This is a genomic window from Collinsella sp. OM04-5, from assembly GCF_003439125.1.
Lineage (GTDB): Bacteria > Actinomycetota > Coriobacteriia > Coriobacteriales > Coriobacteriaceae > Collinsella.
The window spans coordinates 41,859-65,861 of the sequence record NZ_QSUU01000012.1; the positions used below are offsets into that span (position 1 = coordinate 41,859).

A 24,003-nucleotide genomic window follows, 5' to 3' on the forward strand; every position below is an offset into this window, starting at 1 on the left:
TGCGCCATGACCATGTTCGCCCGCGATCTTTCCGTCGCGCACTACCGCAGCTTCGATAGCTATCACCTTGCCCTGGACGAGGGCGTGACGATACTTGCGGGACCCAACGCGGCGGGAAAGACCAATCTCATAGAGGCGCTGCAGCTGCTGACGAGCGGCGCCTCGTTTAGGCATCCGACCGCAGCCGAGCTCGTCCATGACGGCGTGGGCTCGTGCAAGATCGAGCTGAGGCTCGAGGGCGACGGCCGCGTGCTTGATATGGGATTGAGCGCGGAGGACGGTAAGCGCTCGTTTAGCCGCAACGGCAAGAGATGCTCTGCCGCCGGTGTGCGCGGGGTTCTTCCGAGCGTGCTGTTTTGCCCCGACCATCTGGACATGGTTAAGCGTGGCGCCAGTGTGCGCCGCGCCGCCCTCGATGACTTTGGCATGCAACTGAGCGCACGCTATGCCGATCTTGCGAGCACCTATGGGCGCTGCGTGACCCAGCGTAACGCCTTGCTCAAGGAGACCTGGTGCTGCCGCGAGATGCTCGGCGCGTGGAACGATTCGATTGCCCGCGCGGGCTCGGCCCTGCTCGTGCACCGGTTGGCTCTGCTCGACCGGCTGGCGGGCCATGTGCACACTGCCTACGGGCAAGTAGCGTCAGGTGAGGCCGCCAACGTGACCTATGCGTCCACGCTGGGGGCTTTGCCCCAGGTCGAGGATCGCGAAGAGCTGAAGGGTTGGGCGTACGAGCGCATGCTGGCCGCCCTTGACGAGCATGCCGACGAGGAAATTCGCCGCGGCGTGACGTTGGTGGGACCGCATCGCGACGAGATTGAGTTTACCGTGGCGGGTCGCTCCGCCCGTTCATTTGCCAGCCAAGGACAGCAGCGCACGCTGGTGCTGTCCTGGAAGGTGGCCGAGGTTGCCGTGGCTCGCGATGTCCTGGGCACCGCCCCACTGCTGCTTTTGGACGACGTGATGAGCGAGCTCGACGGCGAGCGTCGCGGCGCTTTCCTGCGGCTGATTGGCGATGATATCCAGACGGTCATAACTACGACCAACCTGGGGTACTTTACCGATGACCTGCTTGATCGAGCCAAGGTGGTGAGCATGGGTGAGACGTGCTAATTACGAGCGCGAGAGCGAGACAGTCGCCTTCAGCGGGTTTTTGAACGCAGAGCGCCAGCGCATCCTGGCGGCTGCAACGCCTAAGCGCCGTGCGCAGATGGAGGCCGCCGAGGAGTCGCGCACGGTCTATCGCGCCTGGAACGCGGTGTGCTCGGGCACGCGCGAGGGGCGGCATGTGACGGGACTGCGCTACCTGCCCGAGTCCAATGAGCTGCTGGTGTATCTCGACTCGCCCTCGTGGACGCAGGAAATGACGCTGTTGCGCGAGATCATCCGCGCGCGCATGGAGCGCGCCGGTGCGCATGTGGACGGCCTGGTGTTCAAAACCACCGCGCCCGGTCACACGCCGCCCGCCGCCAAGGAGCGCCTGCGCCCGGCGACGACCGAGCGCCCGCCGGCCCCGCACGCCGACCTAAGTGAGGCCGAGTGCACCGAGATCGAGCGCCAGGTGGCGCCCATCGAAGACCAAAAACTGCGCGAGGCCCTCGAGAATGCCATGAGAGCCAGTGCCGAGTGGGCCAAGGGCGTGCAAAGCAAAAAAGAGCCTTAAATCGCATCTGGTGGCCTTGTAGAGCCAAATACCCTCGGTCCCGAGGGTATTTTTTTACGATAAACTAGTAAGGCTGTACACATTTTCTTGACTGAAGGAGGACGTGTGGCAAACGAAAACGATTACGATGGCGGCGAGATTAAGATTCTCGAAGGTCTCGAGGCCGTTCGTAAGCGCCCGGGCATGTATATCGGCTCGACGAGCGCCAGCGGTCTGCATCACCTGGTGTGGGAGATCGTTGACAACTCCGTCGACGAGGCCATGGCCGGTTTCTGCACCGAGATCCAGGTGACGGTCCACGCCGACAACTCCATCACGGTCGTCGACAACGGGCGCGGCATCCCCGTCGACGAGCACCCTGTTAAAAAGATCCCGACGCTCGAGGTCGTTATGACGATCTTGCACGCCGGCGGTAAGTTCGATAACTCGGCCTATAAGGTCTCGGGCGGCCTGCACGGCGTAGGCATCTCCGTCGTCAACGCACTGTCCAAGCGCGTGGTCGTTCAGGTTCGTCGCGATGGCAACACCTACGAGATGGAGTTCTCGCGCGGCAAGACCGTCAAGAAGATGGAGGTCGTGGGCACCTCGGATTCGACGGGTACCACCGTCACCTTCTGGCCCGACGACGAGATCTTCGAGACCTGCATCTACGATTTCGATACGCTGCACAACCGTCTGCAGGAGACGGCGTTCCTCAATAAGAACCTCAAAATCGTGCTGACCGACGAGCGCGAGGAGACTCCCCACGTGGAGGAGTTTTGCTACGAGGGCGGCATCATCGACTTCGTCAAGTTCCTCAACGAGGGCAAGGACGTCCCTGAGGCCTTTAAGGAGCCCATCTACATCGAGGGCAAATCGGACCCGGACGCGCCTGTGGCCAAGATGGGCGAGGTCGAGGTTTCCCTGCAGTGGAATAGCGGCTACGGCGAGAACGTCATGTCGTTTGCCAACGACATCTACACTCCCGAGGGCGGCATGCACCTTGAGGGCTTCCGCACCGCGCTCACCCGCGTGATCAACGACTACGCGCGCAAACAGAACCTGCTCAAGGAAAAAGACGCCAACCTGACCGGCGACGATGTGCGCGAGGGCCTTTCGGCCGTTATCTCGGTCAAGCTGCCCGATCCGCAGTTTGAGGGCCAGACCAAGGCCAAGCTCGGTAGCTCCTATATGCGCGCGCTGACGCTCAAGATCGTGACCGACGGCCTCGCCGATTACTTGGAGGAGCATCCCAAGCCCGCCCGCGAGATCGTCAAGAAGGCGCAACAGGCCTGCAAGGCGCGCAACGCCGCCCGCAAGGCGCGCGAGGCGACCCGCCGCAAGAGCCTGCTCGAGACGGCGTCCCTGCCCGGTAAGCTCGCTGACTGCTCGGTGCGCGATGCCGAGCTGACCGAGCTCTTCATCGTAGAGGGCGACTCGGCAGGCGGTTCGGCCAAGGACGGCCGTCGCCGAGACATCCAGGCGATTCTGCCCCTGCGCGGCAAGATTTTGAACGTCGAGCGCGTGGGCGATCATCGTGCGTTCTCGAGCGACACCATCCAGTCCCTCATCACCGCGATCGGCTGCGGCGTCACGACGAGCGCCGGCGACGGCGGCGACTTTGATATCACCAAGGCCCGCTACCACAAGATCATCATCATGACCGATGCAGATGTCGACGGTGCGCATATCCGCATTCTGCTGCTGACGTTCTTCTACAAGTACATGCGCCCGCTGATTGACGCCGGCTACGTGTACGTCGCGTGCCCGCCCATCTTTGGCATTAAGGTGCGCAACAAGATCCACTACGTGTATCCCAACGGCCGCCAGCCCGAAGACGAGATCCTGCGCGACACCATCCAGAGTCTGGGCCTGAACCCCGACGACAACGACGAGGACGGCAAGGCCAAGGACGGCAAGATCACCAAGAAGCGCAAGGGCTACACCGTCCAGCGCTACAAGGGCCTGGGCGAGATGGACCCCAAGCAGCTTGCCTCGACGACGATGGACCCCAAGACCCGCATTCTGCAGCGTGTGTCGATCGAGGACGCCGTGGTGGCGGACCGCGCCGTGCGCGAGCTGATGGGTTCCGAGGTCGGCTATCGCCGCGAATATATCGAGAAGCACGCACATGATGCACGATTCTTAGACGCCTAACCTGTTCGGCTTTCCCAGCCACCGCACCTTCGCCCTCAATCGTCGGTCGCGTACCCAAGTACGCTTCCCTCCTCTTTCGAGCGAATCTGCGGCACCTGGAAAAGCCGTCTCCGTGGCAGGATGATTAATGGACCACGCAAACCATGAGGAGGTAACGTGGCAGACGATATCAACAATAACGAGGGTATGGACGAGGCCGGCGACGCCGGCATGCCCGATGATCTGAAGCGCCTGCTTGCCCGTGCTGAGCAGGGCGAGGACGGCGATCCGGACGCCTATAACCCCGATGCCGATGATGAGGAAGAGGACGACGACGCCGAGCTCGAGGAGAGCTTTGGCGAAGTCGACCGTGGCGCCTCGGCCGGCGAGGATATCAACGGCGGTCAGCTCCAGATTTCGGAGTTCGGCCGCGAGATGAAGCAGTCGTTCATCGAGTACTCGATGTCGGTCATCACGGCGCGCGCCCTGCCGGACGTGCGCGATGGCTTAAAGCCGGTGCACCGTCGCATCCTGTACGCCATGAACGAGAGCGGCATCTACCCCAACCGTCCGCACAAGAAGTCCGCTTGGACGGTCGGCGAAGTTATCGGTAAGTACCATCCGCACAGTGACTTCGCGGTCTACGAGGCCATGGTCCGCCTGGCGCAGTGGTTCTCCATGCGCACGCCGCTCATCGACGGTCACGGCAACTTTGGCAACATCGATGGCGACGGCGCCGCCGCCATGCGTTACACCGAGAGCCGCCTGGCAAAGCCCGCCATGGAGCTGCTGCGCGACCTGCAGAAGGATACCGTCGACTGGCAGCCCAACTACGATGAGTCGCTCGCCGAGCCCCAGGCGCTGCCCGCGCGCTTCCCCAACCTGCTGGTCAACGGCAGCCAGGGCATCGCCGTCGGCATGGCCACCAACATCGCCCCGCATAACCTCACCGAGGCGATCGAGGCCACCTGCTACCTGATCGACAACCCCGAGGCCACCGTCGACGAGCTCATGCAGATCATGCCCGGTCCGGACTTCCCCACCGGCGCCATCATCATGGGCAGCGCCGGCATTAAGCAGAGCTACGAGACCGGCCGCGGCTCCATTACCGTGCGTGCCAAGGCGCACGTGGAGTCCACCAAGACCGGTCGCAGCCGCTTGGTCTTTACCGAGATTCCCTACATGGTCAACAAGGGCACCCTGCAGGAGAAGATCGCCCAGCTCGTCAACGATAAGCGCATCGAGGGCATCTCGGATATGCGCGATGAGTCCAACCAGAAGGGTATCCGTCTGGTCATCGAGCTCAAGAAGGGCGTCATTCCGCAAGTCGTGCTCAACAACCTGTACAAGTACACCTCGCTGCAGACGACCTTTGGCGCCAACAACCTGGCGCTTGTCAACGGCGTTCCCAAATGCCTGAGCCTGCGCGAGATGCTGCAGCACTACATCGACCACCAGGTCGACGTCGTCACCCGCCGCACCCGCTTCGACCTTAAGAAGGCCCAGGCCCGCGCGCATATCCTTGAGGGCTACCTGATGGCCCTTGACCATATCGACGAGGTCATCAGCATCATCCGCTCCTCGCAGACTGATTCCGAGGCCAGCAGCCGCCTGATCGAGCGCTTTGGCTTTACGCCCGAGCAGACCACGGCCATCCTCGAGATGAAGCTGCGCCGCCTGACCGGCCTGGAGCGCGACAAGATTCAGGAAGAGCTGGACGGCTTGCGCCGCGCCATCGCCTACTACGAGGACCTGCTGGCGCACGAGGAGAAGATCCTGGGCGTCATTAAGGAAGAGATGCGCGAGATCTCCAAGAAGTTCGGCGATAAGCGCCGCACCGAGATCAGCCATGTCGAGAAGGACCTGGACGTCGAGGACCTCATTGCCGATGAGGACATGGTCGTGACCATCACCCACACCGGCTATGTCAAGCGCATCCCGGTGGCCGCCTACCGCGCCCAGAAGCGCGGCGGCAAGGGCGTGTCGGGCGTCAACCTCAAAGAGGACGACGTCATCGACGAGATGTTCATCGCGTCCACGCACGAGTACGTGCTGTTCTTCTCGAGCAAGGGTAAGGTCTATCGCCTGAAGGTGCACGAGCTGCCGGTGGGTACGCGCCAGGCGCGCGGTACCGCAATCGTCAACCTGCTGCCCTTCGAGGAGGGCGAGAAGATCGCGAGCGTCATCAGCTGCCGCGAGTTCCCTGCCGACGAGTACCTGATGTTTGCCACCAAGAGCGGCATGGTCAAGAAGACCGTAATGAGCGCATATGACCGCAGCCGCCGCGACGGCCTGATCGCTATCAACCTGCGTGACGACGACGCCCTGCTGAACGTGCGCCGCGTGCGCGAGGGCGACAAGATTATCCTGGCCACCACCGCGGGCAAGGCGATCATGTTCTCCGAGGAGCAGGTGCGCGCCACCGGCCGCGATACTAGCGGCGTTCGCGGTATCGGTATGAAGGACGGCGTGAGCGTTCTGGGCATGGAAGTCACTAACGGCAACGGCGATCTATTCGTCATCACCGAGCGCGGCTACGGCAAGCGCACGCCGGTCGCGGACTACCCGGAGCAGAATCGCGGCGGCCAGGGCGTCTACACCATCCAAATGACCGAGCGTAAGGGCAACCTCGCGGCCATGAAGACGGTGGGCCCGCAGCACGAGTTGTTCATCGTGACGGAGGGCGCGACGGTCATTCGCGTCAAGACCGATGAGATTAGCCAGACTGGCCGCGCTACCCAGGGCGTCAAGATGATGACCGTCGACGACAACGACCGCATCTGCGCCGTAGCCCGCATGACAGCCGCCAAGGAGAAGCCCGAAGGCGAAGGCGCCGAGGCCGCAATCGACGTCGAAGAGGCCCCAGTCGACCTAGGCGACGGCAACGACATGCCAGAGGATCTCCTAGACGAGTAAGAGGCCCTAGCTGGTAGAAAATATCAGACCCCATATATCGGCGGTCGGCGCACCTGCGCGCCGACCGCTTTTTTGAAAACCTTGGGACCCCATGGTCGCCGGGCTGACGAGATGGTTTTGGTTTGTCGCGAGTTCCGCACGCAAAGAAGGCCACTTAATGTGGCCTTCGTCTTGCGCAGGACTGTCCGAGCAGCAAACCAAAACCATCTCGTCAGCCCGGCGACCACCCCCCTCAAAGATTTTCAAAAAAGTTGTTGACGCGCGCGTAACGACTCGTCTAATATATCCCTTGCGCGATGGACCTGTAGCTCAGTTGGTTAGAGCGTCCGGCTGATAACCGGGAGGTCACAAGTTCGAATCTTGTCAGGTCCACCACTTTCTTTCGCAATAAACACCCCAGCGAGAGCCGAGTCGCCGCTGGGGTGTTTATTACTGTCTCCGTGGGGGTTTAGCTCAGCTGGGAGAGCGCGGGCTTTGCAAGCCTGAGGTCAGGGGTTCGATCCCCCTAACCTCCACCATGATGGACCTGTAGCTCAGTTGGTTAGAGCGTCCGGCTGATAACCGGGAGGTCACAAGTTCGAATCTTGTCAGGTCCACCATCAAAACTGTGAAGAGCCCTGGGGCGTTGCCTCGGGGCTTTTTTCTTACCTACTGAAAGTAGTCAAAAAAGCCCCGCCCCAAATTAACTACTTTGATTTTGTGTGCTGTGCGAAAGTTTGGGTAGTATAGCTATTCAATGCGGCGGGCTGCCGCGTGTTAACCGCTACGTACCGGAGGTGTTCCATGGTTCGTGTCGACATAGAGACCATCGTCATGGCCGCCGGTCCCGTGCCATCGCTTATCGTACTTCGTGAGCGCAGCAGCAAATCGGACTCGCCCGCGCCGCTGCGTTCCCTTTCCATTCAGACTGGTTCGTTTGAAGCTGCTGCCATCAGCCGCGGCATCGATAGCGGCCGCGCCGAGCGCCCGATTACCCATGACCTGCTGCTCGACACCGTCGACGCCCTGGGCGCCAAGCTCGAGCGCATCGAGATCGTTCGCGCCGAGCCGCCGGTGTTCTACGCGACGATCGTCGTACTGGCCGATGGCGAGGAGCGCAAGATCGACGCCCGTCCCAGTGATGCCATTGCCCTTGCCGTGCGCAGCAATGCTCCCATGTTTGTGGAGGACGACATCATGAATCGCCTGGGCACTGTTTCTACCCACGCCGAGGAAGTCGACGACGAGCAGGAGTTCGAGAAGTTCGACGAGTTCGTCCATACACTCTCCCCCGATGACTTCTAAATGCGGGGCGTCCAGGTTGCGGAGCGTTCGCTGATGGCCGGCGGCATGTCGGCTGAGGCGGCCGCCATCGCGCGTGAAGCCCAGATGCGCTCGGAAGCATCCGAGGCGGCCCGCCTCGCCTATGTGACACAGGCCCGTACGCTTCGCGAGCGCCGCGGCTCGTTTATCAAGATGGTTGTCATCTCCGCCCTTGTCGCGGCAATCTGCTCGCGCCTTCGTGGTACAGTTGGTGCGCTTGGGTTTTCGATCTCTACGGGCCTGGTGATCTGGGGCGTGGTCGACGCGGTAATGCTGACCAGTCAGATCAAGGTGCTCGACAAGCGTGCGGTGGATATGATGCACGCCCGCGACGCTGCCGCCAAGATCGCTGCTGAGGCACAAGAACTGTAACGACGCCGGATTCGATGGGAAGGTCTAAAGATGGCACAGGATATGCAGGATGCCGGTAACGTCTCCGCCGAGCTCGACGCCATGGTGTGCGATCTGATTGGCGCCTTCTTGGACGACCTGGCCGCGGGCGAGAACCCGGGCGTGGTTGTGGCGATCGAGGACGCCGCTTCCAACCGTTATCTGGCCGCACTCGACGAAGATGGCGAGGAGGCATGCCTGGAGGCTGCCACCAACTTTATCTCCGAGCACAAGATGGGTCTTAAGGACGAGGGCCTGGGCCGTATCGCCCGCTATGCCATCGGCTACACCGGCTGCGTCGAGATTGACGGCGGCTATCACGATGCTCTGCTCGTGAGCTTCTTCGAAACCACGCTCGAGAGCGGTTTTTCGGCATACGTGCTGTATGAGGGCATGGGTGCCGGCGATGGTTTTATGTGGAGCGACCCTGAACCTGCAGGTGAGGAAACCCCTCTTATCTAAAATCGCTAAAATAAACGAGTTTTCGGTAAAAGGCTCAATATTCCCGCTGAGCGTTGTATCGCTGGGCGGGTCGCATACGCGTGCCGTTTGTATATGGATAGAAGATAGGGGAACTACATGCGCGTAGACAATCTGAGGAACATCGCCATCATCGCCCACGTCGACCACGGCAAGACGACGATGGTCGACAAGCTCCTGCGTGCCACGGACGCCTTCCGTGCCAACCAGCAGGTCGAGGACCGCGTCCTGGACTCTAACGACCAGGAGCGCGAGCGCGGCATTACGATTCTCGCCAAGAACATCTCTATCGAGTACAAGGACGTTAAGATCAACGTCATCGACACCCCGGGCCACGCCGACTTCGGCGGCGAGGTCGAGCGCGTGCTGCGTATGGCCGACGGCGCCCTGTTGCTGGTCGACGCTTTTGAGGGTCCCATGCCCCAGACCCGCTTCGTGCTGCGTCACGCTATCGATACCGGCCTTAAGATCATGATCGTCATCAACAAGATCGACCGTCCGGGTGCCAACCCCGAGAAGGCCTACAACGACTGCCTGGACCTTATGGCCGACCTGGGCGCTACCGACGACCAGCTTGAGTTTGCCATGGAGCATGTCATCTACGCCAGCGGCGTCAACGGCTTTGCCCGTCATGATCCCGAGGACGGCAACATGGACATGTACCCGCTGCTCGACATGATCATCGACGACATGCCCGCACCCGAGGTTGACGAGACCGCTCCGCTGGCCATGCAGTGCGTGACCATCGATCACTCCAACTTCGTCGGCCGTATCGGCATCGGCCGCGTGTACTCCGGCACCATCCACCAGGGCGACCAGATCTTGGTCGTCAAGAACGACGGCTCCAGCGCCACCGCTACCGTCAAGCAACTCTTTACCTTCGACTACCTGGGCCGTACCGAGTGCCAGGAAGTCGGCGCCGGCGACATTGCCGCCGTTGTGGGCATCGACCGCACCGATATCGGCGATGTCTACACCGACCCCGAGAATCCCGTCGAGCTCGAGCCCATCGAGATCGACCCGCCGACCCTGTCCATCGTCTTTGAGGCTTCGACCTCCCCGCTCGTCGGCCGCGACGGCGATATCGTTGGCGCCCGTCAGCTCAAGGAGCGCCTGTTCAACGAGGCCGAGAACAACGTGACCATGAAGATCGAGGAGCTCGAGGACAAGAGCGGCGTCGAGGTCTCGGGCCGCGGCATTCTGCACCTGTCCGTTCTGATGGAGTCCATGCGCCGCGAGGGCTTTGAGTTCCAGGTCGGTCGTCCGCGCGTTCTGTTTAAGAAGGACGAGAACGGCAACAAGATGGAGCCTGTCGAGCAGGCCGTCGTCGAGTGCCCGGACGAGTACTCGGGCAAGGTCGTTGAGGTCTTCGGCACCTCCGGTGGTATCATGACGAGCATGGATACCTCGGGCATCGTGACGCACCTTGAGTTTAAGATCCCGACGCGTGGCATCATGGGCCTTAAGAACCGCATCATGAACGTCACCCACGGCGAGGGCGTGTTCTACCACACCTTCCTGGAGTATGGCCCCTACGCCGGCGAGATCGGCAACCGCCAGAACGGCGCCATGATCTCCATGACCACCGAGAAGGCCGTTGCCTACGCCCTGGGTACGCTGCAGGAGCGCGGTCAGCTGTTTGTTGAGCCGGGTACCGAGTGCTACGAGGGCATGATCGTGGGCGAGCGCAGCAAGGCCGGCGACATGGTCGTCAACATCGCCCGCACCAAGAACCTGGGTAACCAGCGTTCCTCGACCTCCGACATCTCCGTGCAGCTGGTGCCGCCTCGCACCTTCTCTCTGGAGGAGGCGCTGGAGTACATCGCCGACGACGAGCTGGTGGAGATTACTCCCAAGAACATCCGCCTGCGCAAGCGTCTGCTCAACGCCACCGACCGTAAGAAGGCAGCCGTCCGCGCCGGCCAGGTCAACAAATAAGCGCTGGGGCTTATAACTGCCAATAAGAAAGGGCGTCGACCGCAATGGTCGGCGCCCTTTTTGGTGCAATGGGATCAGGTTGCTTTGCGCCACCACAAAGGTGCCTGGCCCTTTTGTGGTGGTTGGCGGCTAGGCGGTGGGGAGTCCTGGCGTGTTAGCCGGCTGCTGCGGCTTGAGGTGGGCGTTGCGCCAGATGATCTGGATGGCGTAGCCGAGCGTGAAGACGAAGGCTACACCGCTGACAAAGTTGCCCATAAGAGGAAGTGCCGTGAGTGCGCCCGCGACGATACCGCCCACGGCGGCCATGGCGTAGCGGTTTTGGTTGTGTCCGACCATGCGCGCGACCGCGGTGCCCGTAAATGCCGCCGAGACCAAAGCGATGCCGATGACGCCGCACATGAGGGCGGCGGCGAGCGACAGGCCTGCAATCGAGATGATGAGCAGCAGCACGGCGGGAGCGACGGCGACCGTGCCCAGAAGACCACTTACCCACAGCGGCATGGGTCGCTGATGGAGCATGCCGGCAGCGCTGGCGGTTGCGCGTGGAAAGACAAGCTCAAGCAGGATGGCGACAAAGCAGGTGGAAAGCGCCGCGGCAACGATGCCGCCGATAATGTCGTTGGCCGTAGAGGTGTTCTCGTTCTCGGTCCGGTCGATCTTGAGAGCTCCGACCTGGGCGCCCTCGGCCCGCTCGGGGTCCTGTGAGACGTGGGCGTTCACCGTGCCGGTGATGCGGGCGTTTTTACCCAGGATGAGCTTGTCGGCCCAGACCTCAACATCGCCATCGACGGTGCCGTCGATGGTTACGGTGTCGCCGGCAAGCGCCGCCGATTTGGCGGAGCCGCGCAGGGCGACCGTTTCGCCTGCCGCGTAAAAACAGTTGGCGGTGCTGCCGGTGTTGAGCACGACGTGCTGGCCGGCCACCGTGACGCTGCCATCGATTGCGGTTTTGGCGATATCGATGGTGCGTGCCGCCAGACGAACGGCGCCGCCTACGGTGCAATCGCGAATCGACAGGTTCTCACCCGCCGCGATAATATCGCGGCCGATGGAGGCGTCGTCTAGGTTGAGACTTTGGCCGGCCCAGTACAGGTCGCCTTCGATACCGGACGGAGTTGAGTCAACTTCGGTTGCGAGCACGTTTCCCGCGGTGTCGGTGCCGGCGAACGACACCGTGGGAAGTGCGGTGAGCGCGAGCGCAATCAGCGCGAATAGGATGGTGATGCGGGCCTGCGCTTTGTGGCGCCGGATCGACGGTACTTGGTTGCAAGGCATAGTGAATCCTTCGTTAGATACTCGACAGGTATCTAACAGGGTACCCAACGCGCGGGCGCTCTAAAAGAATCTCTCGGTTGCATTTCGAGGGGTTGTGCTGTGCTACCTACTTTTTACGGTGCAAAAAGCGCGCGATGTCTTCCTCGGTAGGGCTTTTAATGTCAAAGCGCAGTGATAGCCAACGCAGCCCCATGGTCACCACAACGCATACGACCAGCGCGGCAACATTGCTCATGAGGCCGCTCATGACGAGGGCTACATAGCTTGCCGATCCGGCGATGGCCGCGATGGCATAGAAGTTGGTGCGTTGGAAAATGCCCGGGACCACGCCCATAAAGCCGTCGCGCAGCATGCCGCCGCCCACGGCGGTAAAGAAGCCCATCATGATACATACGGCGGGCGCAAATCCGTACACCAACGCCTTGTCCGCGCCGGTTGCTGCATAGATGCCGACCGAGATGATGTCGAGCAGGGGAATGAGTTTTTCGGGCTTATCGACGATTGCCGGGAAGATATAGATGATGGCGGCTGTGGCGATGGAGAGCGGTAGTGCCATGGGCTGGTTGAGGATGTAGACGTTGCCGACCTGGAGCGTCATATCGCGCAAAAGACCGCCGCCCAGACCGCAGACCACCGCGAGCGCGACCGCGCCCATCAGGTCGAGCTTGTGCTCGCGAGCGACCAGCACGCCCGAGATCGATGCCGCGACAACGGCGAACATCTCGAGCCAAAATGGGATAGCGACCATGGCATCTGAGGCGTGTGAAGTAACAGTCATAGCGGCGACGACGGGCAAGATGAGGTCCTTTGATTCTCGGGTTTGAACAATGCCCGTACATAGTACATGGTTGGCGGCGATTGAGACCCTATTGCTCGGCAAACGGTAGGGACTGGGAACGGTCATGGGTACCAAACATGTACATCAGCCTCCAAAGATGCCGAAAAATGTCGTTTTTGGAGGGTGATGTACATGTTTGAGATTCAAGGTGAAATCGAAAGCAATGGGGGACGTGGCTGAATAGGAGGGATGTCCAAATTTTGAGCGGAGCTCAAAATTTATTCGGTCGGCTTGCGCCGACCGCGCTGCGCTAAAAACGCGCCACTGGCGCGTTTTCTTTACGCTCCGCGTCCTGACGGGTTCGAATCCCTCCTCCTCCGCCGTATTTGCTTGTAAGGGACTCTAAACAAAAAAGCCCCCGTTTTCGGGAGCTTTCTCAACCAAAATGGCGGAGGAGGAGGGATTCGAACCCTCGTGACCTTATACAGGCCAAACGGTTTTCGAGACCGCCGCATTCAACCACTCTGCCACCCCTCCGCGTGGGGTAAAAACAAAGCAGGCTCGAAGGCCTGCTTTGGAATTAACTGGCGGAGAGTCAGGGATTTGAACCCTGGAGACGCTTTTGACGCCTACACGATTTCCAATCGTGCTCCTTCGGCCACTCGGACAACTCTCCGTTAAATGCGAAAGTCAGTATACACGAGGAATCGCAAAGTGCAAACAGAAAAGTTGGCATTTTTTAAAACGCTTGGCCGTGCTTGGCGCTGCAGTGGGGCTTGAGGTCCCAAAAAACGGCTTCCGACCAGCGTGGTTGATCAACTCAATTGTTCAAAAAAGGGTATTCATAAGCGACTTGGCAATGAATTTAAAAATCTTTGGGTGGTGCTGTGGGCCACTGGTATGCATTTTGCGACCACAGCCTTGTGCCCGCTGACCTGCGGCTTGACTCAACTTGTCCCCACGGCACCGTATCTTGAACACAGATCCGTCAAGCATTTGGTCAGCATTTGGTTGGAATGCGCATGAAGTGCCGTGTGAGCATGGACATATGTGGAGGTCATGAGGTTGTAGCTGCATATTCTTGCAGCCTAGGAGGTTGAAAGATATTATTACCAAGTCTTTTCCTGCTTCAGGCGCACCTTCACGACCTGAAGCCACATTTGCCCAGAGGAGGTGACAATATGAAGGCTTATGAACTGCTGTTCTTTGTTGACCCGTCGCTCGACCCCGAGACTCGTCTCGCTGTTATGAAGCGTATCGATACCACGATCGCTGAGGGCGCTGGCAAGGTCGACTCCGTTGACGAGTGGGGCAAGCGCAAGCTCGCCTACGAGATCAACGACCTCACCGATGGTGACTACACCCTCATCAACTTCCACGCAGATCCTACCCAGATCGCCGAGCTTGATCGCGTCCTGCGCATCACCGACGCTGTGGTCCGCCACATGATCGTCCGTCGCGACGACCAGGAGTAAGACTGTCGTTTTGGACTGGGCTTGTGCCCCAAGAGGAAGTAGTGAGTTATGAGCATCAATCGAGTGAACATCACCGGTAACCTCACCCGCGATCCCGAGCTGCGCGCCACCGCCGGCGGAACCCAGGTTCTGTCCTTTGGCGTCGCCGTGAACGATCGTCGCCGCAACGCGCAGACTGGCGAGTGGGAGGACTATCCCAACTTTGTCGACTGCACCATGTTCGGCACCCGCGCCGAGGCCGTGAGCCGTTTCCTGGCAAAGGGAAACAAGGTCGCGATCGAGGGCAAGCTGCGCTACAGCTCTTGGGAGCGCGACGGCCAGCGCCGGAGCAAGCTTGAGGTCATCGTCGATGAGATCGAGTTTATGAGCTCCCGTGGTGGCCAGGGTGGCTACGACCAGGGCGGTTACGCCCCCGCAGCTCCCGCGCCCGCAGCACGTCCTGCCGCACCGGTGGCTACGCCGCCCGCGGTCGACGTCTACGATGAGGACATCCCGTTCTAAGGGTTGTTCACCTATTTTTGAGTGAGAGGCGGCTTCGGTTCGCCGAAGTTGCCAAACGAAAGGTATTTTGACATGGCTAATGATTTTTCTGCACGTCAGCCGCGTCGTAAGTACTGCCAGTTCTGCAAGGAGAACACTGAGTTCATCGACTATAAGGACACTCAGCTTCTCCGTAAGTACATGACCGACCGTGGCAAGATTAAGCCCCGTCGCGTCACTGGCGCTTGCACGCAGCATCAGCATGACATCGCCAACGCCATCAAGCGCGCCCGCGAGATGGCTCTCCTGCCGTACACCGTCCCCGTGGTTTCCTCTCGTGGCAACCGCGACCGCGGCTAAGAAGGGAGACGCATCATGAAGGTTATTCTTCTCGATGAGATCAAGGGCAAGGGCGGCGAGGGTGACGTCGTAGAGGTCGCTCAGGGTTACGCTGAGAACTTCCTGTTCCCCAAGAAGCTCGCTGTTGCCGCCACCAAGGGCAACCTCAAGCAGCTTGACGAGCGTCGCAACAACATCGCCAAGCGCGAGGCCGTCCGTCTGGCTACCGCCAACGAGACCAAGGCTGCCTTCGAGGGCAAGACGGTCACCGTTGACGTCAAGGTCGGCGACGAGGGCATCCTCTTTGGCTCCGTTACCGCCGCTATGATCGCTGACGCCATCAAGGCTCAGCTCGGTATGGACATCGACCGCAAGCGCGTCGAGCTCGGTAAGCCCATCAAGGTTGCCGGTGCCCACACCGTTGCCATCTCGCTGTACCGCGAGATCAAGGCCGAGGTTGTCGTTCTCGTCGGCGTTACCGCCGAGGAGCTCGCTGCCGAGGCTGAGGTCGAGGAGGCCGCTGAGGTCGCCGAGGCCGAGACCGCCGAGGTCGAGACTGAGGCTGCTGCCGAGTAGCATTTGCTGCAACGCAACAATCTTGTTCTAAGAAGGGCGCTCTGGGAAACCAGGGCGCCCTTTTGTTTTTTGCGCTGAGTGAGTGTCATGGTGAACGTTGCGTCGAAGTCCTATATACAGGACCGTTCATCCGTTTGGTTCGGTGATGATTGGCGGCGCGCGGCGCGTTTTGGGACCGTGGCTGATACTATGGATGCTCGCAAGCGATATGAATGAGGATGCTCATGGCATATGACGATAGGGAGACCGGGCTGACGGTTGAGGACCGCGGCTCCAAGTTGGGTCTTCCCCAAAACCAAGATGCAGAGGCCAATGTACTGGCCGCTATGCTGCTATCGCCCGAGGTGGTCGAAGAGGCCCAGGTCGAGCTGCAGCCCGATGACTTCTACCGGCCCATTCATAAGACCATCTATACCGCGATGGTCGATATGTACAACAGCCGCATTCCCATCGACTCCATCTCGCTGATCGATTACCTGCGAAGCATCAACAAGCTTGATGCCGTGGGCGGCGAGGCCTACATTTTGGAGTTGATGGGTCAGACCCTGTCGCTCGTCAACTGGCAGCACCATGCCGCTATCGTTCGCCGCGATTCGATGCTGCGTGAGCTGATCGGCGCCACCAACGAGATCAACGCGCTGGCCTATAACGCTCCCACCGATACCAAAGAGGTCGTGGAGCTGGCCGAGAGCAAGTTGCTCAAGGTCACGGCGCGCGAGGTCAAGTCGAGCTACAAGACGCTGACCGAGTTTATGGTCGAGGCCTATAACGAGGCCGAGGAAGTGTGCCAGGCAGGCGGCCAGGCTGCGGGCGTGCCCACGGGCTTCCCGTCGCTCGACCGCATGCTCATGGGTTTTCGCGAGGGCCAGCTCATCATCATCGGCGCCCGCCCTGCTGTGGGTAAGACGTCGTTCGCCCTGAATCTGGCGCTCAACGCTGCCGCGGCCGGTTATACCGTCGGCTTCTTCTCGCTGGAGATGTCGGGCAAGGAAATTGCCCAGCGTCTGATTTGCGCCTACGCCATGATTTCGATCAGTGACTTCCGCATGGGCCGCATTAGCCCCGAGCAGTGGGCCAATATCAACGAGGCCACGCAGACCTTGTCCAAGCTCGATATTCTGATTGACGATACGCCCGGCACCACAGTGACCGAGATTCGCGCCAAGAGCCGCCGCATGCTCCACAACAAGGAGAAGGCCATCATCATCCTGGACTACCTGCAGCTGGTGAGTCCTCCGCCGGGACGCCGCTCCGAGAGCCGTACCGTCGAGGTCTCCGAGATGTCGCGTGGTCTGAAGATCATGGCCAAGGAACTCAAGATCCCGCTCATCGCGCTGTCGCAGCTCTCGCGTCAGGTCGAATCCCGTACCGGCAAGCGCCCGCAGCTTTCCGACCTTCGTGAATCGGGCTCCATCGAGCAGGACGCCGATATCGTTATGTTCTTGGACCGCTCCGCCGACGAGGCCGAAGCCTCGCGCGACGATCGACCCGACGAGGGCGTTACGCGTATCGTCGTGGCCAAGAACCGTTCGGGCCCGATCGGCGACGTCGACCTGATGTTCCTGCCGGCATCCACCAAGTTCTATGAGCTTGATGGGGCACATGCCGAGGAGTAGGACAGGCGCCCGTTGCACGGGTATACTGGGAATGTTTTGTGCTTCTGCGTGCCGGCGTGGCGCGTAGACAGTCCATGAATGTAAGGAGTAAACATGCCGTCAACCGTTTTGGTCGGTGCCCAGTGGGGCGATGAGGGCAAGGGTAAGATCTGCGACCTGGTCGCCGGCGACTTCGATGCCGTCGTGCGCTACTCGGGCGGCAACAACGCCGGCCACACCATCGTCGTCAACGGCAAGAAGTACGGCCTGCACCAGGTGCCCTCCGGCATCATGTATTCCGACCATGTGTCGGTGATCGGTAACGGCTGCGTCGTCAACCCCAAGGTTGTCCTTGAGGAGATCGACATGTTTGAGGCCGACGGCATCACCACCAAGAACCTCAAGATTAGCGGCAACGCGCATGTCATCATGCCGTACCACATCGACCTGGATGGCGCCTTTGAGCAGAAGCTCGGCAAGAAGAACATCGGTACCACCAAGCGCGGTATCGGTCCGTGCTATCAGGACAAGATGGCCCGCATTGGCCTGCGCATGCAGGATATGCTGGACGAGGCGCTGTTCCGCGACAAGCTGGAGACCGCTCTCGCCCGCGTGAACCCCGAGCTTGAGCTCATCTACAACCTGCCCACCTACACCGTGGACCAGATTTGCGACGAGTACCTGCCCATGGCCGAGCGCCTGCGTCCCTACATCACCGAGACGAGCCTGCTGCTCAACAACATGATCGATGAGGGCAAGGACCTGCTGTTTGAGGGCGCCCAGGCGACGTTGCTCGACATCGACCACGGCACCTATCCGTACGTGACGTCTTCCAACTGCACCGCCGGCGGCGCCATCACCGGCTCCGGCGTGGGCATGAAGAACGTCGACCGCGTGCTGGGCGTCATGAAGGCCTATATCACCCGCGTCGGTTCGGGCCCCATGCCCACCGAGCTTTCCTATGAGTCCGAGGCCGGTCACACGCTGACCGAGGAGGGCTATGAGTACGGTGTGACCACCGGTCGCCGTCGTCGCTGCGGCTGGTTCGACGGCCCCATCGCCAACTACGCCTCACGCGTCAACGGCCTCACCGATATCGCCCTGACTAAGCTCGACGTGCTTTCGGCCTTCGACACCATCAAGGTGTGCGTGGCCTACGACGTCGATGGCGAGCGCTACACCAGCGTGCCCGAGCATCAGGTGCGCTTTGAGCATGCCAAGCCCATCTACGAGGAGCTCCCCGGCTGGAAGTGCGACATCACCGGTTGCCGCAGCTTTGATGAGCTGCCGCAGGAGGCTCAGGACTACGTGGCGTTTATCGAGGATCTGGCACACACCCGCGTGACGTTCATTGGCGTCGGCGCCGGTCGCGAGCAGATCATCAACCGATTCTGGAAGTAATCGGGACTATTTGGTTATTGCGATATACCCCTTTGCAGCCCAAGCGGGCGGCCGAGGGGTATATTTGCTTGCAAAGGGCTCGCGCGGAGCGGGCCATTCATCCATAGAGGAGGCACCCTTGAAGGCGGACACTCAAACCATCGACATCCTGTTGTTGGGCAGCGGCGGCCGTGAGCATGCTTTGGCAGCTAAGCTCGCAGCATCACCGCGCGCCGGCAAGCTCTACATCGCGCCGGGCAACGGCGGCACCGCGAGCTGCGGCGAGAACGTTGTTCTCGACGACTGCGATCCTGCGGCCGTGGCGGCGTTTGCGCAGAGCCACGGATGCGGACTCGTGGTAATTGGCCCCGAGGCTCCGCTCGTGGCGGGCGTGGCCGACGCCGTGCGCGCGGTGGGTATTCCCTGCTTTGGCCCGGGTGCCGAGGGCGCCCAGATGGAGGGCTCTAAGCTGTTCTCCAAGCAGCTCATGGAGCGCGCGGGCATTCCGACGGCAGCCTACGGCTCGTTTACCGACGAGGCTTCGGCTCTTGCTTATGTGCGTGAGCAGGGCGCTCCGCTGGTCGTCAAGGCCGACGGCCTTGCCGCGGGCAAGGGCGTTATCGTGGCGACCGAACTTGAGCAGGCCGAGGAGGCCGTGCGCGAGTGCTTTGGCGGCACCTTTGGCGATGCCGGCAACACCGTGGTTATCGAGGAGATGCTGACCGGCCCCGAGTGCTCGCTTTTGGCCTTTACCGACGGCAAGACCGTGCGCCCCATGGCCACCTCGCAGGACCACAAGCGCGCGCTCGAGGGCGACAAGGGCCCCAACACCGGCGGCATGGGTGTCTACAGCCCGGTGCCCATCGTGACCGACGAGGAGCACGCCACCATGGTGAAGGTCATGGAGCAGACCGTTGCCGAGCTTGCTGCCGAGGGCATCGACTACCGCGGCTGCCTGTACGGCGGCTTTATGCTCACGCCCGCCGGCCCCAAGGTGCTGGAGTTCAATGCCCGCTTTGGCGACCCCGAGACGCAGGTCGTGCTGCCGCGCCTTAAGAACGACCTGGTTGAGGTCATGCTGGCCTGCGCCAACTGTGAGCTCGATCAGATTGAGCTCGACTGGCGCGACGAGTGGGCCGTGGCCGTTGTCCTGACGAGCGCGGGCTATCCCGGCAGCTACGAGAGGGGCAAGGTCATCGCCGGTATCACCGATGCCGAGGCCATGGAGAACGTGACCGTGTACCACGCGGGCACTGCTGTGGTGAACGGCCAGCTCTTGACCAATGGTGGTCGCGTGCTTGCCGTGACCGCTCTGGGCGACACGTTCGAGAACGCTCGCAACCTTGCCTACGAGGCCTGCGAGAAGATTGATTTTGAGGGTAAGACCCTGCGTCACGACATCGGCCTGCGCGCGCTGCGCGGCCGCGACGCCTGGGATGCCTAAAGTCCGAGAGGAATGAGACGGATGGACGAAAAGAACGAAGAGCTCGTGGATGCGCAGATCGTCGAGGAGGACAGCCGCGTGTATGGGCACGCCGAGGGCGAACCTGGTGGCGAGGTCGCTGACGAGCCGGCGCTGGTGCTGGGCGACGATGACCCGCACGATGCCGAGCTGCACGAGAAGATTCTTTCGGAGGAGTGCGCCTGGAAGGGCAAGATCCTCGACGTCCACCGTCTTGAGGTTGAGCTGCCCAACGGTCGCCGCAGCGCCCGCGATATCGTTCGCCATCCGGGTGCGGCGGCCGTTGTGGCGCTGACCGAGAGTGGCAAGATCGTACTGGTGCGTCAGTACCGCACCGCCATCGACCGCGTGACGGTCGAGATTCCCGCCGGCAAGCTCGATTCAGGTGAGGACCCGCTCGATTGCGCCAAGCGCGAACTGCATGAGGAGACGGGCTTTAGGGCTGGTCGTATTCGCTTTTTGACGTCGATTGTCACGTCCTGCGGTTTTTGCGATGAGATCATCCGCATCTACTTGGCTACCAAGCTCGAGTTTGATGCGCCCAACCCCGATGATGACGAGTTTGTCAACGTGGACCTGGTGCCGCTGCACGAGCTGATCGACGCCGTGCTCGACGGCAAGATCGAAGACGCCAAGACCGTCGTAGGCGCGCTTGCCTGCGACAGCATCGCGCACCGCTTGGGTGGGGCCGAGCTCTAGGTTACGCGGTTTTACCAAACCGCGTAACGAGTCGACGCTGCAAACGCCCCTAAGCGGCAATCTGCCTTTCAATCGTCGCTCGCGTACCGAAGTACGCGTCGCTCCTCTTTCAAGGCACCTTGCTCGCTTAGGGACGTTTTCGCTGACGCTGCCAGAACATCGGCGTTATGCTTGTTGGGACGCTTTGTTTTCAGCCTGACCGGTTCAACCGGATTTCTCACGCTATTTATTTCTCTTCGAGGATTGCATGTTTAAAAGGTTTCTCTCGTATTACGAGCCCCAGATGGGGCTTTTTGTTGCTGATACTGTTTGCGCTCTGGTGCTTGCCGCCATTGACCTGGCGCTCCCCATTATCCTGCGCAATTTGACCGGTGGGCTATTTACTCAGGGTCAGGCTGCCATTATGCAGGCGCTCGGCATGATCGCGGTGGGCTTGGTGTTGATGTATGCCGTCCGCTGCGCCTGCCGCTACTTTGTGAGCTATTGGGGTCACGTGATGGGCGCGCGCATGGAGTCCAAGATGCGCGAGGACCTGTTCGACCAGTATGAGCGCTTCAGCTTTGCGTACTTCGACCGCAACAGCTCGGGCGACATGATGAGCCGCGTGGTCAACGACCTGTTCGATATCTGCGAGGCGGCGCATCACGTGCCCGAGTGGATCATCATCTGCGGCATCGAGATTATCGGCTCGTTTGTGATCCTCTTTACCATCGCCCCGGTGCTGGCGCTCGCCATGGCCGTGGTGACGGCGGCGTTTTCGGCCATCATGTTTTGGCAGAACATGCGCATGCGCGAGGTCTTTAGCGACAACCGCAAAAAGATCAGCGGCATCAATGCGCAGCTGCAGGATTCGCTGGCGGGCATGCGCGTGGTCAAGAGCTTTGCCAATGAGGAGACCGAACGCTTCAAGTTCCGCGCCTCAAACAATCGCTATCTTTCGTCCAAGGAGAACATGTATCACGCCATGGGCGTCTATACCGCGACGTATGGCCTGCTTTCGGGTGTGCTCTATGTGATCGTGGTGCTGCTGGGCGGCTGGCTGGTCGCCCAGGGGCAGCTGCAGGCGGTCGATATGGCGACCTTTGCACTCTATATTTCGCTGTTCTGCACGCCGCTCGAGACACTCGTCAATTCGGCCGAAACGTATCAGAAGGCTATCGCCGGCTTTAAGCGTATGGACGAGGTGCTCTCGACCGCGCCGGATATCCAGGACAAGCCGGGCGCTACGGATCTGCAGGTGACTGCCGGCGCCGTGGAGTATCACGACGTGTGCTTTAACTACGAGGATGTTGAGCTGGGCGAGGGCGATGCCGACGAGCGTCCCGTTATCGACCATATGGACCTGTCCATCAAGCCCGGGCAGACCATCGCTTTGGTTGGCCCTTCGGGCGGTGGCAAGTCCACGACCTGTTCGCTGCTGCCGCGCTTTTATGACGTGGCCGCCGGATCCATTAGCATCGACGGCCAGGACGTGCGCGATGTGACGCAGCAGAGCCTGCGTCGCGCCATCGGCCTGGTGCAGCAGGATGTCTATCTGTTTGACGGCACGATTGGCGAGAACATCGCCTACGGCAAGCCGGGCGCTACGGCAGGAGAGATCGCCGAGGCCGCCCGTCGCGCCAACATCGATGCCTTTATCGAGTCGCTTCCACAGGGCTATGACACGGTCGTGGGCGAGCGCGGCAGCCGTCTTTCGGGCGGACAGAAACAGCGCGTTGCCATCGCGCGTGTGTTTCTCAAGAATCCCAAAATCTTGATCTTGGACGAGGCGACGAGTGCTTTGGATAACGAGAGCGAGGAGGCGGTCCAGGAGTCGCTCGAAGAGCTGGCACGCGGCCGTACCACAATCATCATCGCCCACCGTCTCTCGACCATTAAACACGCCGATGAGATTGCGACCGTTGAGCATGGTCGCGTTGTGGAACGTGGCACGCATGAACAGCTTCTCGCCCGTGGCGGCACCTATGCCCGTTACTATCGAATGCAGTTCGAAGGTGCGCGTGCGCACGAGCTCGACTGATTGATATGACAGGAAGTTTATGGCTGACAAGAACCCTTTGACTCCGGAAGAAGTGACGGAGTTATTCTCCGAAATCGATGCATCCGGTGTCTTGGATCCCACGCTTGCCAAAAAGCGAACCGAGCGCATGCGTGAGAAGGAGGCTGCGGCCAAGCGCGGTGACAAAGCGGCGCTAGCGCAGCTGCGCAGCGAGGACCGCGCGAGCCAGGCAAAACATATCGACCCGCTGTCCGAGGATGATCCTTCGGGTTCGCAGGTGAGTCATACCATTACGAAGACCGCGATGGCCGTGGTCATTGGTATTTTGGTGCTGATCGTGGGCATGCAGATTGGCTACGGCGTGATGCGTCGCCTGAACACCGCCAACCTGTCCGAGAGCGTTTCGGTCGATACCGTTTCGACGGCGCTGAAGGGCGGCCTTGAGTGGGGCAACGGCTTTACGCAGTTCCCGCTCGACTTTACCGTCGATGAAGCCGATGAGCGTACGGGCACGGTCGAGGTGACGGTGTTGGACACATCGTCTGCCAACGAGCTCGAGCTGCTGTCCAACGGGCAGATTCAGGCCGCGGCGCTTGCGACCAACGCGTTGCTCAACGATAAGATCGACCGCGTGGTGTATAACGTTCACGCCTATATCGACGAGGATAGCAACATTCAGCACGATTCCTTCTTTGGCATGTTTCCCGCCCAGGGCCACCAGAGCGCCATCCTGACGTTCGTGTGGACCAAGAGCTCATCCAACGCTACGAGTATCGACTGGAAGATGCGCATCGTGAGTATGGATGACACCATCGCCGAGCGCATTCAGAAGCAGGTGAACTCGGTGTCGTCGTTGATTGAGGACCCGGTGGTGAGCCAGACCAAGATTGACGAGGAAAAGGCCGAACGTGACCTGGAGCATCGTCTGCATGGCCGCGAGATTTTCCGCGGCGGCAAGCCCGATCGCACACCGTCCGAACTGCTGGAGCAGGACAAGATAAAATAAGACGCCATCATCCCGCGTGAGCCACAAGCCCCGCGGGATGATTTTTCCGGGACGGGGATTAAAAAATCATTATGCATAGAAAGTCATAATTATCATTTCGTAAACATTTCGATGAAATTAACGCCATGAGGCATG

Annotated in this window: 20 protein-coding genes and 5 tRNA genes; 21 read left to right on the top strand and 4 right to left on the bottom strand. The window is 60.7% G+C overall.

What is annotated here, in order from left to right; translation table 11 throughout:
- The first annotated feature begins 6 nt into the window (after positions 1 to 6).
- From DXB53_RS07880 to typA, 11 genes are all read left to right on the top strand, one after another.
- Positions 7 to 1,113, top strand: coding sequence for a DNA replication/repair protein RecF (locus DXB53_RS07880; protein ID WP_117584031.1), 1,107 nt, complete (start codon positions 7 to 9; stop codon positions 1,111 to 1,113).
- Complete coding sequence (locus tag DXB53_RS07885; RefSeq protein WP_117584032.1) at positions 1,100 to 1,663, top strand: DciA family protein; 564 nt, start codon at positions 1,100 to 1,102, stop codon at positions 1,661 to 1,663. The genes DXB53_RS07880 and DXB53_RS07885 overlap by 14 nt, the downstream gene beginning before the upstream one ends.
- Before the next feature lie 105 nt (positions 1,664 to 1,768).
- On the top strand, positions 1,769 to 3,799 hold the full coding sequence (gene gyrB, locus DXB53_RS07890; RefSeq protein WP_117584033.1) for a DNA topoisomerase (ATP-hydrolyzing) subunit B: 2,031 nt from the start codon (positions 1,769 to 1,771) through the stop codon (positions 3,797 to 3,799).
- Between the two features lie 186 nt (positions 3,800 to 3,985).
- A complete protein-coding gene (gene gyrA / locus DXB53_RS07895; protein WP_117584054.1) occupies positions 3,986 to 6,694 on the top strand; it encodes a DNA gyrase subunit A in 2,709 nt (902 codons plus the stop codon).
- 298 nt (positions 6,695 to 6,992) lie between these two features.
- Positions 6,993 to 7,069: transfer RNA gene (locus tag DXB53_RS07900), tRNA-Ile, on the top strand.
- 67 nt (positions 7,070 to 7,136) lie between these two features.
- Positions 7,137 to 7,212: transfer RNA gene (locus DXB53_RS07905), tRNA-Ala, on the top strand.
- Between the two features lie 4 nt (positions 7,213 to 7,216).
- Positions 7,217 to 7,293: transfer RNA gene (locus tag DXB53_RS07910), tRNA-Ile, on the top strand.
- 184 nt (positions 7,294 to 7,477) lie between these two features.
- A complete protein-coding gene (locus tag DXB53_RS07915; RefSeq protein ID WP_099432413.1) occupies positions 7,478 to 7,978 on the top strand; it encodes a bifunctional nuclease family protein in 501 nt (166 codons plus the stop codon).
- Positions 7,979 to 8,368, top strand: coding sequence for a hypothetical protein (locus DXB53_RS07920; RefSeq protein ID WP_117584034.1), 390 nt, complete (start codon positions 7,979 to 7,981; stop codon positions 8,366 to 8,368).
- A gap of 30 nt (positions 8,369 to 8,398) precedes the next feature.
- Positions 8,399 to 8,848, top strand: coding sequence for a hypothetical protein (locus tag DXB53_RS07925; RefSeq protein ID WP_089572580.1), 450 nt, complete (start codon positions 8,399 to 8,401; stop codon positions 8,846 to 8,848).
- Between the two features lie 117 nt (positions 8,849 to 8,965).
- On the top strand, positions 8,966 to 10,804 hold the full coding sequence (typA, locus tag DXB53_RS07930; protein WP_117584035.1) for a translational GTPase TypA: 1,839 nt from the start codon (positions 8,966 to 8,968) through the stop codon (positions 10,802 to 10,804).
- A gap of 129 nt (positions 10,805 to 10,933) precedes the next feature.
- Here the strand turns inward: typA and DXB53_RS07935 are convergent, their stop codons facing one another.
- From DXB53_RS07935 to DXB53_RS07950, 4 genes are all read right to left on the bottom strand, one after another.
- A complete protein-coding gene (locus tag DXB53_RS07935) occupies positions 10,934 to 12,079 on the bottom strand; it encodes a polymer-forming cytoskeletal protein (RefSeq protein ID WP_117564022.1) in 1,146 nt (381 codons plus the stop codon).
- Between the two features lie 106 nt (positions 12,080 to 12,185).
- Positions 12,186 to 12,875, bottom strand: coding sequence for a trimeric intracellular cation channel family protein (locus DXB53_RS07940; protein ID WP_233503846.1), 690 nt, complete (start codon positions 12,873 to 12,875; stop codon positions 12,186 to 12,188).
- Between the two features lie 428 nt (positions 12,876 to 13,303).
- Positions 13,304 to 13,394: transfer RNA gene (locus tag DXB53_RS07945), tRNA-Ser, on the bottom strand.
- A gap of 48 nt (positions 13,395 to 13,442) precedes the next feature.
- Positions 13,443 to 13,533, bottom strand: a tRNA-Ser gene (locus DXB53_RS07950).
- 505 nt (positions 13,534 to 14,038) lie between these two features.
- On the opposite strand from DXB53_RS07950, the gene rpsF reads away from it, so the two are divergent.
- The 10 genes from rpsF (at position 14,039) to DXB53_RS08000 (ending at position 23,868) form a co-directional block, all read left to right on the top strand.
- A complete protein-coding gene (gene rpsF, locus DXB53_RS07955) occupies positions 14,039 to 14,332 on the top strand; it encodes a 30S ribosomal protein S6 (protein WP_006235831.1) in 294 nt (97 codons plus the stop codon).
- 48 nt (positions 14,333 to 14,380) lie between these two features.
- A complete protein-coding gene (locus DXB53_RS07960) occupies positions 14,381 to 14,833 on the top strand; it encodes a single-stranded DNA-binding protein (RefSeq protein WP_006235830.1) in 453 nt (150 codons plus the stop codon).
- Positions 14,834 to 14,905: 72 nt separating this feature from the next.
- On the top strand, positions 14,906 to 15,172 hold the full coding sequence (gene rpsR / locus DXB53_RS07965) for a 30S ribosomal protein S18 (protein ID WP_006235829.1): 267 nt from the start codon (positions 14,906 to 14,908) through the stop codon (positions 15,170 to 15,172).
- Between the two features lie 15 nt (positions 15,173 to 15,187).
- Complete coding sequence (rplI, locus tag DXB53_RS07970; protein WP_022094073.1) at positions 15,188 to 15,727, top strand: 50S ribosomal protein L9; 540 nt, start codon at positions 15,188 to 15,190, stop codon at positions 15,725 to 15,727.
- A 218-nt stretch (positions 15,728 to 15,945) separates the two neighbouring features.
- Complete coding sequence (gene dnaB, locus DXB53_RS07975) at positions 15,946 to 17,343, top strand: replicative DNA helicase (protein WP_006235827.1); 1,398 nt, start codon at positions 15,946 to 15,948, stop codon at positions 17,341 to 17,343.
- 93 nt (positions 17,344 to 17,436) lie between these two features.
- The gene (locus tag DXB53_RS07980) at positions 17,437 to 18,723 is read left to right on the top strand and encodes an adenylosuccinate synthase (RefSeq protein WP_055251352.1); all 1,287 of its coding nucleotides are present in this window, start codon (positions 17,437 to 17,439) and stop codon (positions 18,721 to 18,723) included.
- 118 nt (positions 18,724 to 18,841) lie between these two features.
- On the top strand, positions 18,842 to 20,146 hold the full coding sequence (gene purD / locus DXB53_RS07985; RefSeq protein WP_117584036.1) for a phosphoribosylamine--glycine ligase: 1,305 nt from the start codon (positions 18,842 to 18,844) through the stop codon (positions 20,144 to 20,146).
- Positions 20,147 to 20,167: 21 nt separating this feature from the next.
- Positions 20,168 to 20,863, top strand: coding sequence for an NUDIX domain-containing protein (locus tag DXB53_RS07990; RefSeq protein WP_199409703.1), 696 nt, complete (start codon positions 20,168 to 20,170; stop codon positions 20,861 to 20,863).
- Positions 20,864 to 21,110: 247 nt separating this feature from the next.
- The gene (locus DXB53_RS07995; protein WP_117584037.1) at positions 21,111 to 22,883 is read left to right on the top strand and encodes an ABC transporter ATP-binding protein; all 1,773 of its coding nucleotides are present in this window, start codon (positions 21,111 to 21,113) and stop codon (positions 22,881 to 22,883) included.
- A gap of 19 nt (positions 22,884 to 22,902) precedes the next feature.
- Positions 22,903 to 23,868, top strand: a complete 966-nt coding sequence (locus tag DXB53_RS08000; RefSeq protein ID WP_117584038.1) for a hypothetical protein — start codon at positions 22,903 to 22,905, stop codon at positions 23,866 to 23,868.
- The last annotated feature ends 135 nt before the right edge of the window (positions 23,869 to 24,003 follow it).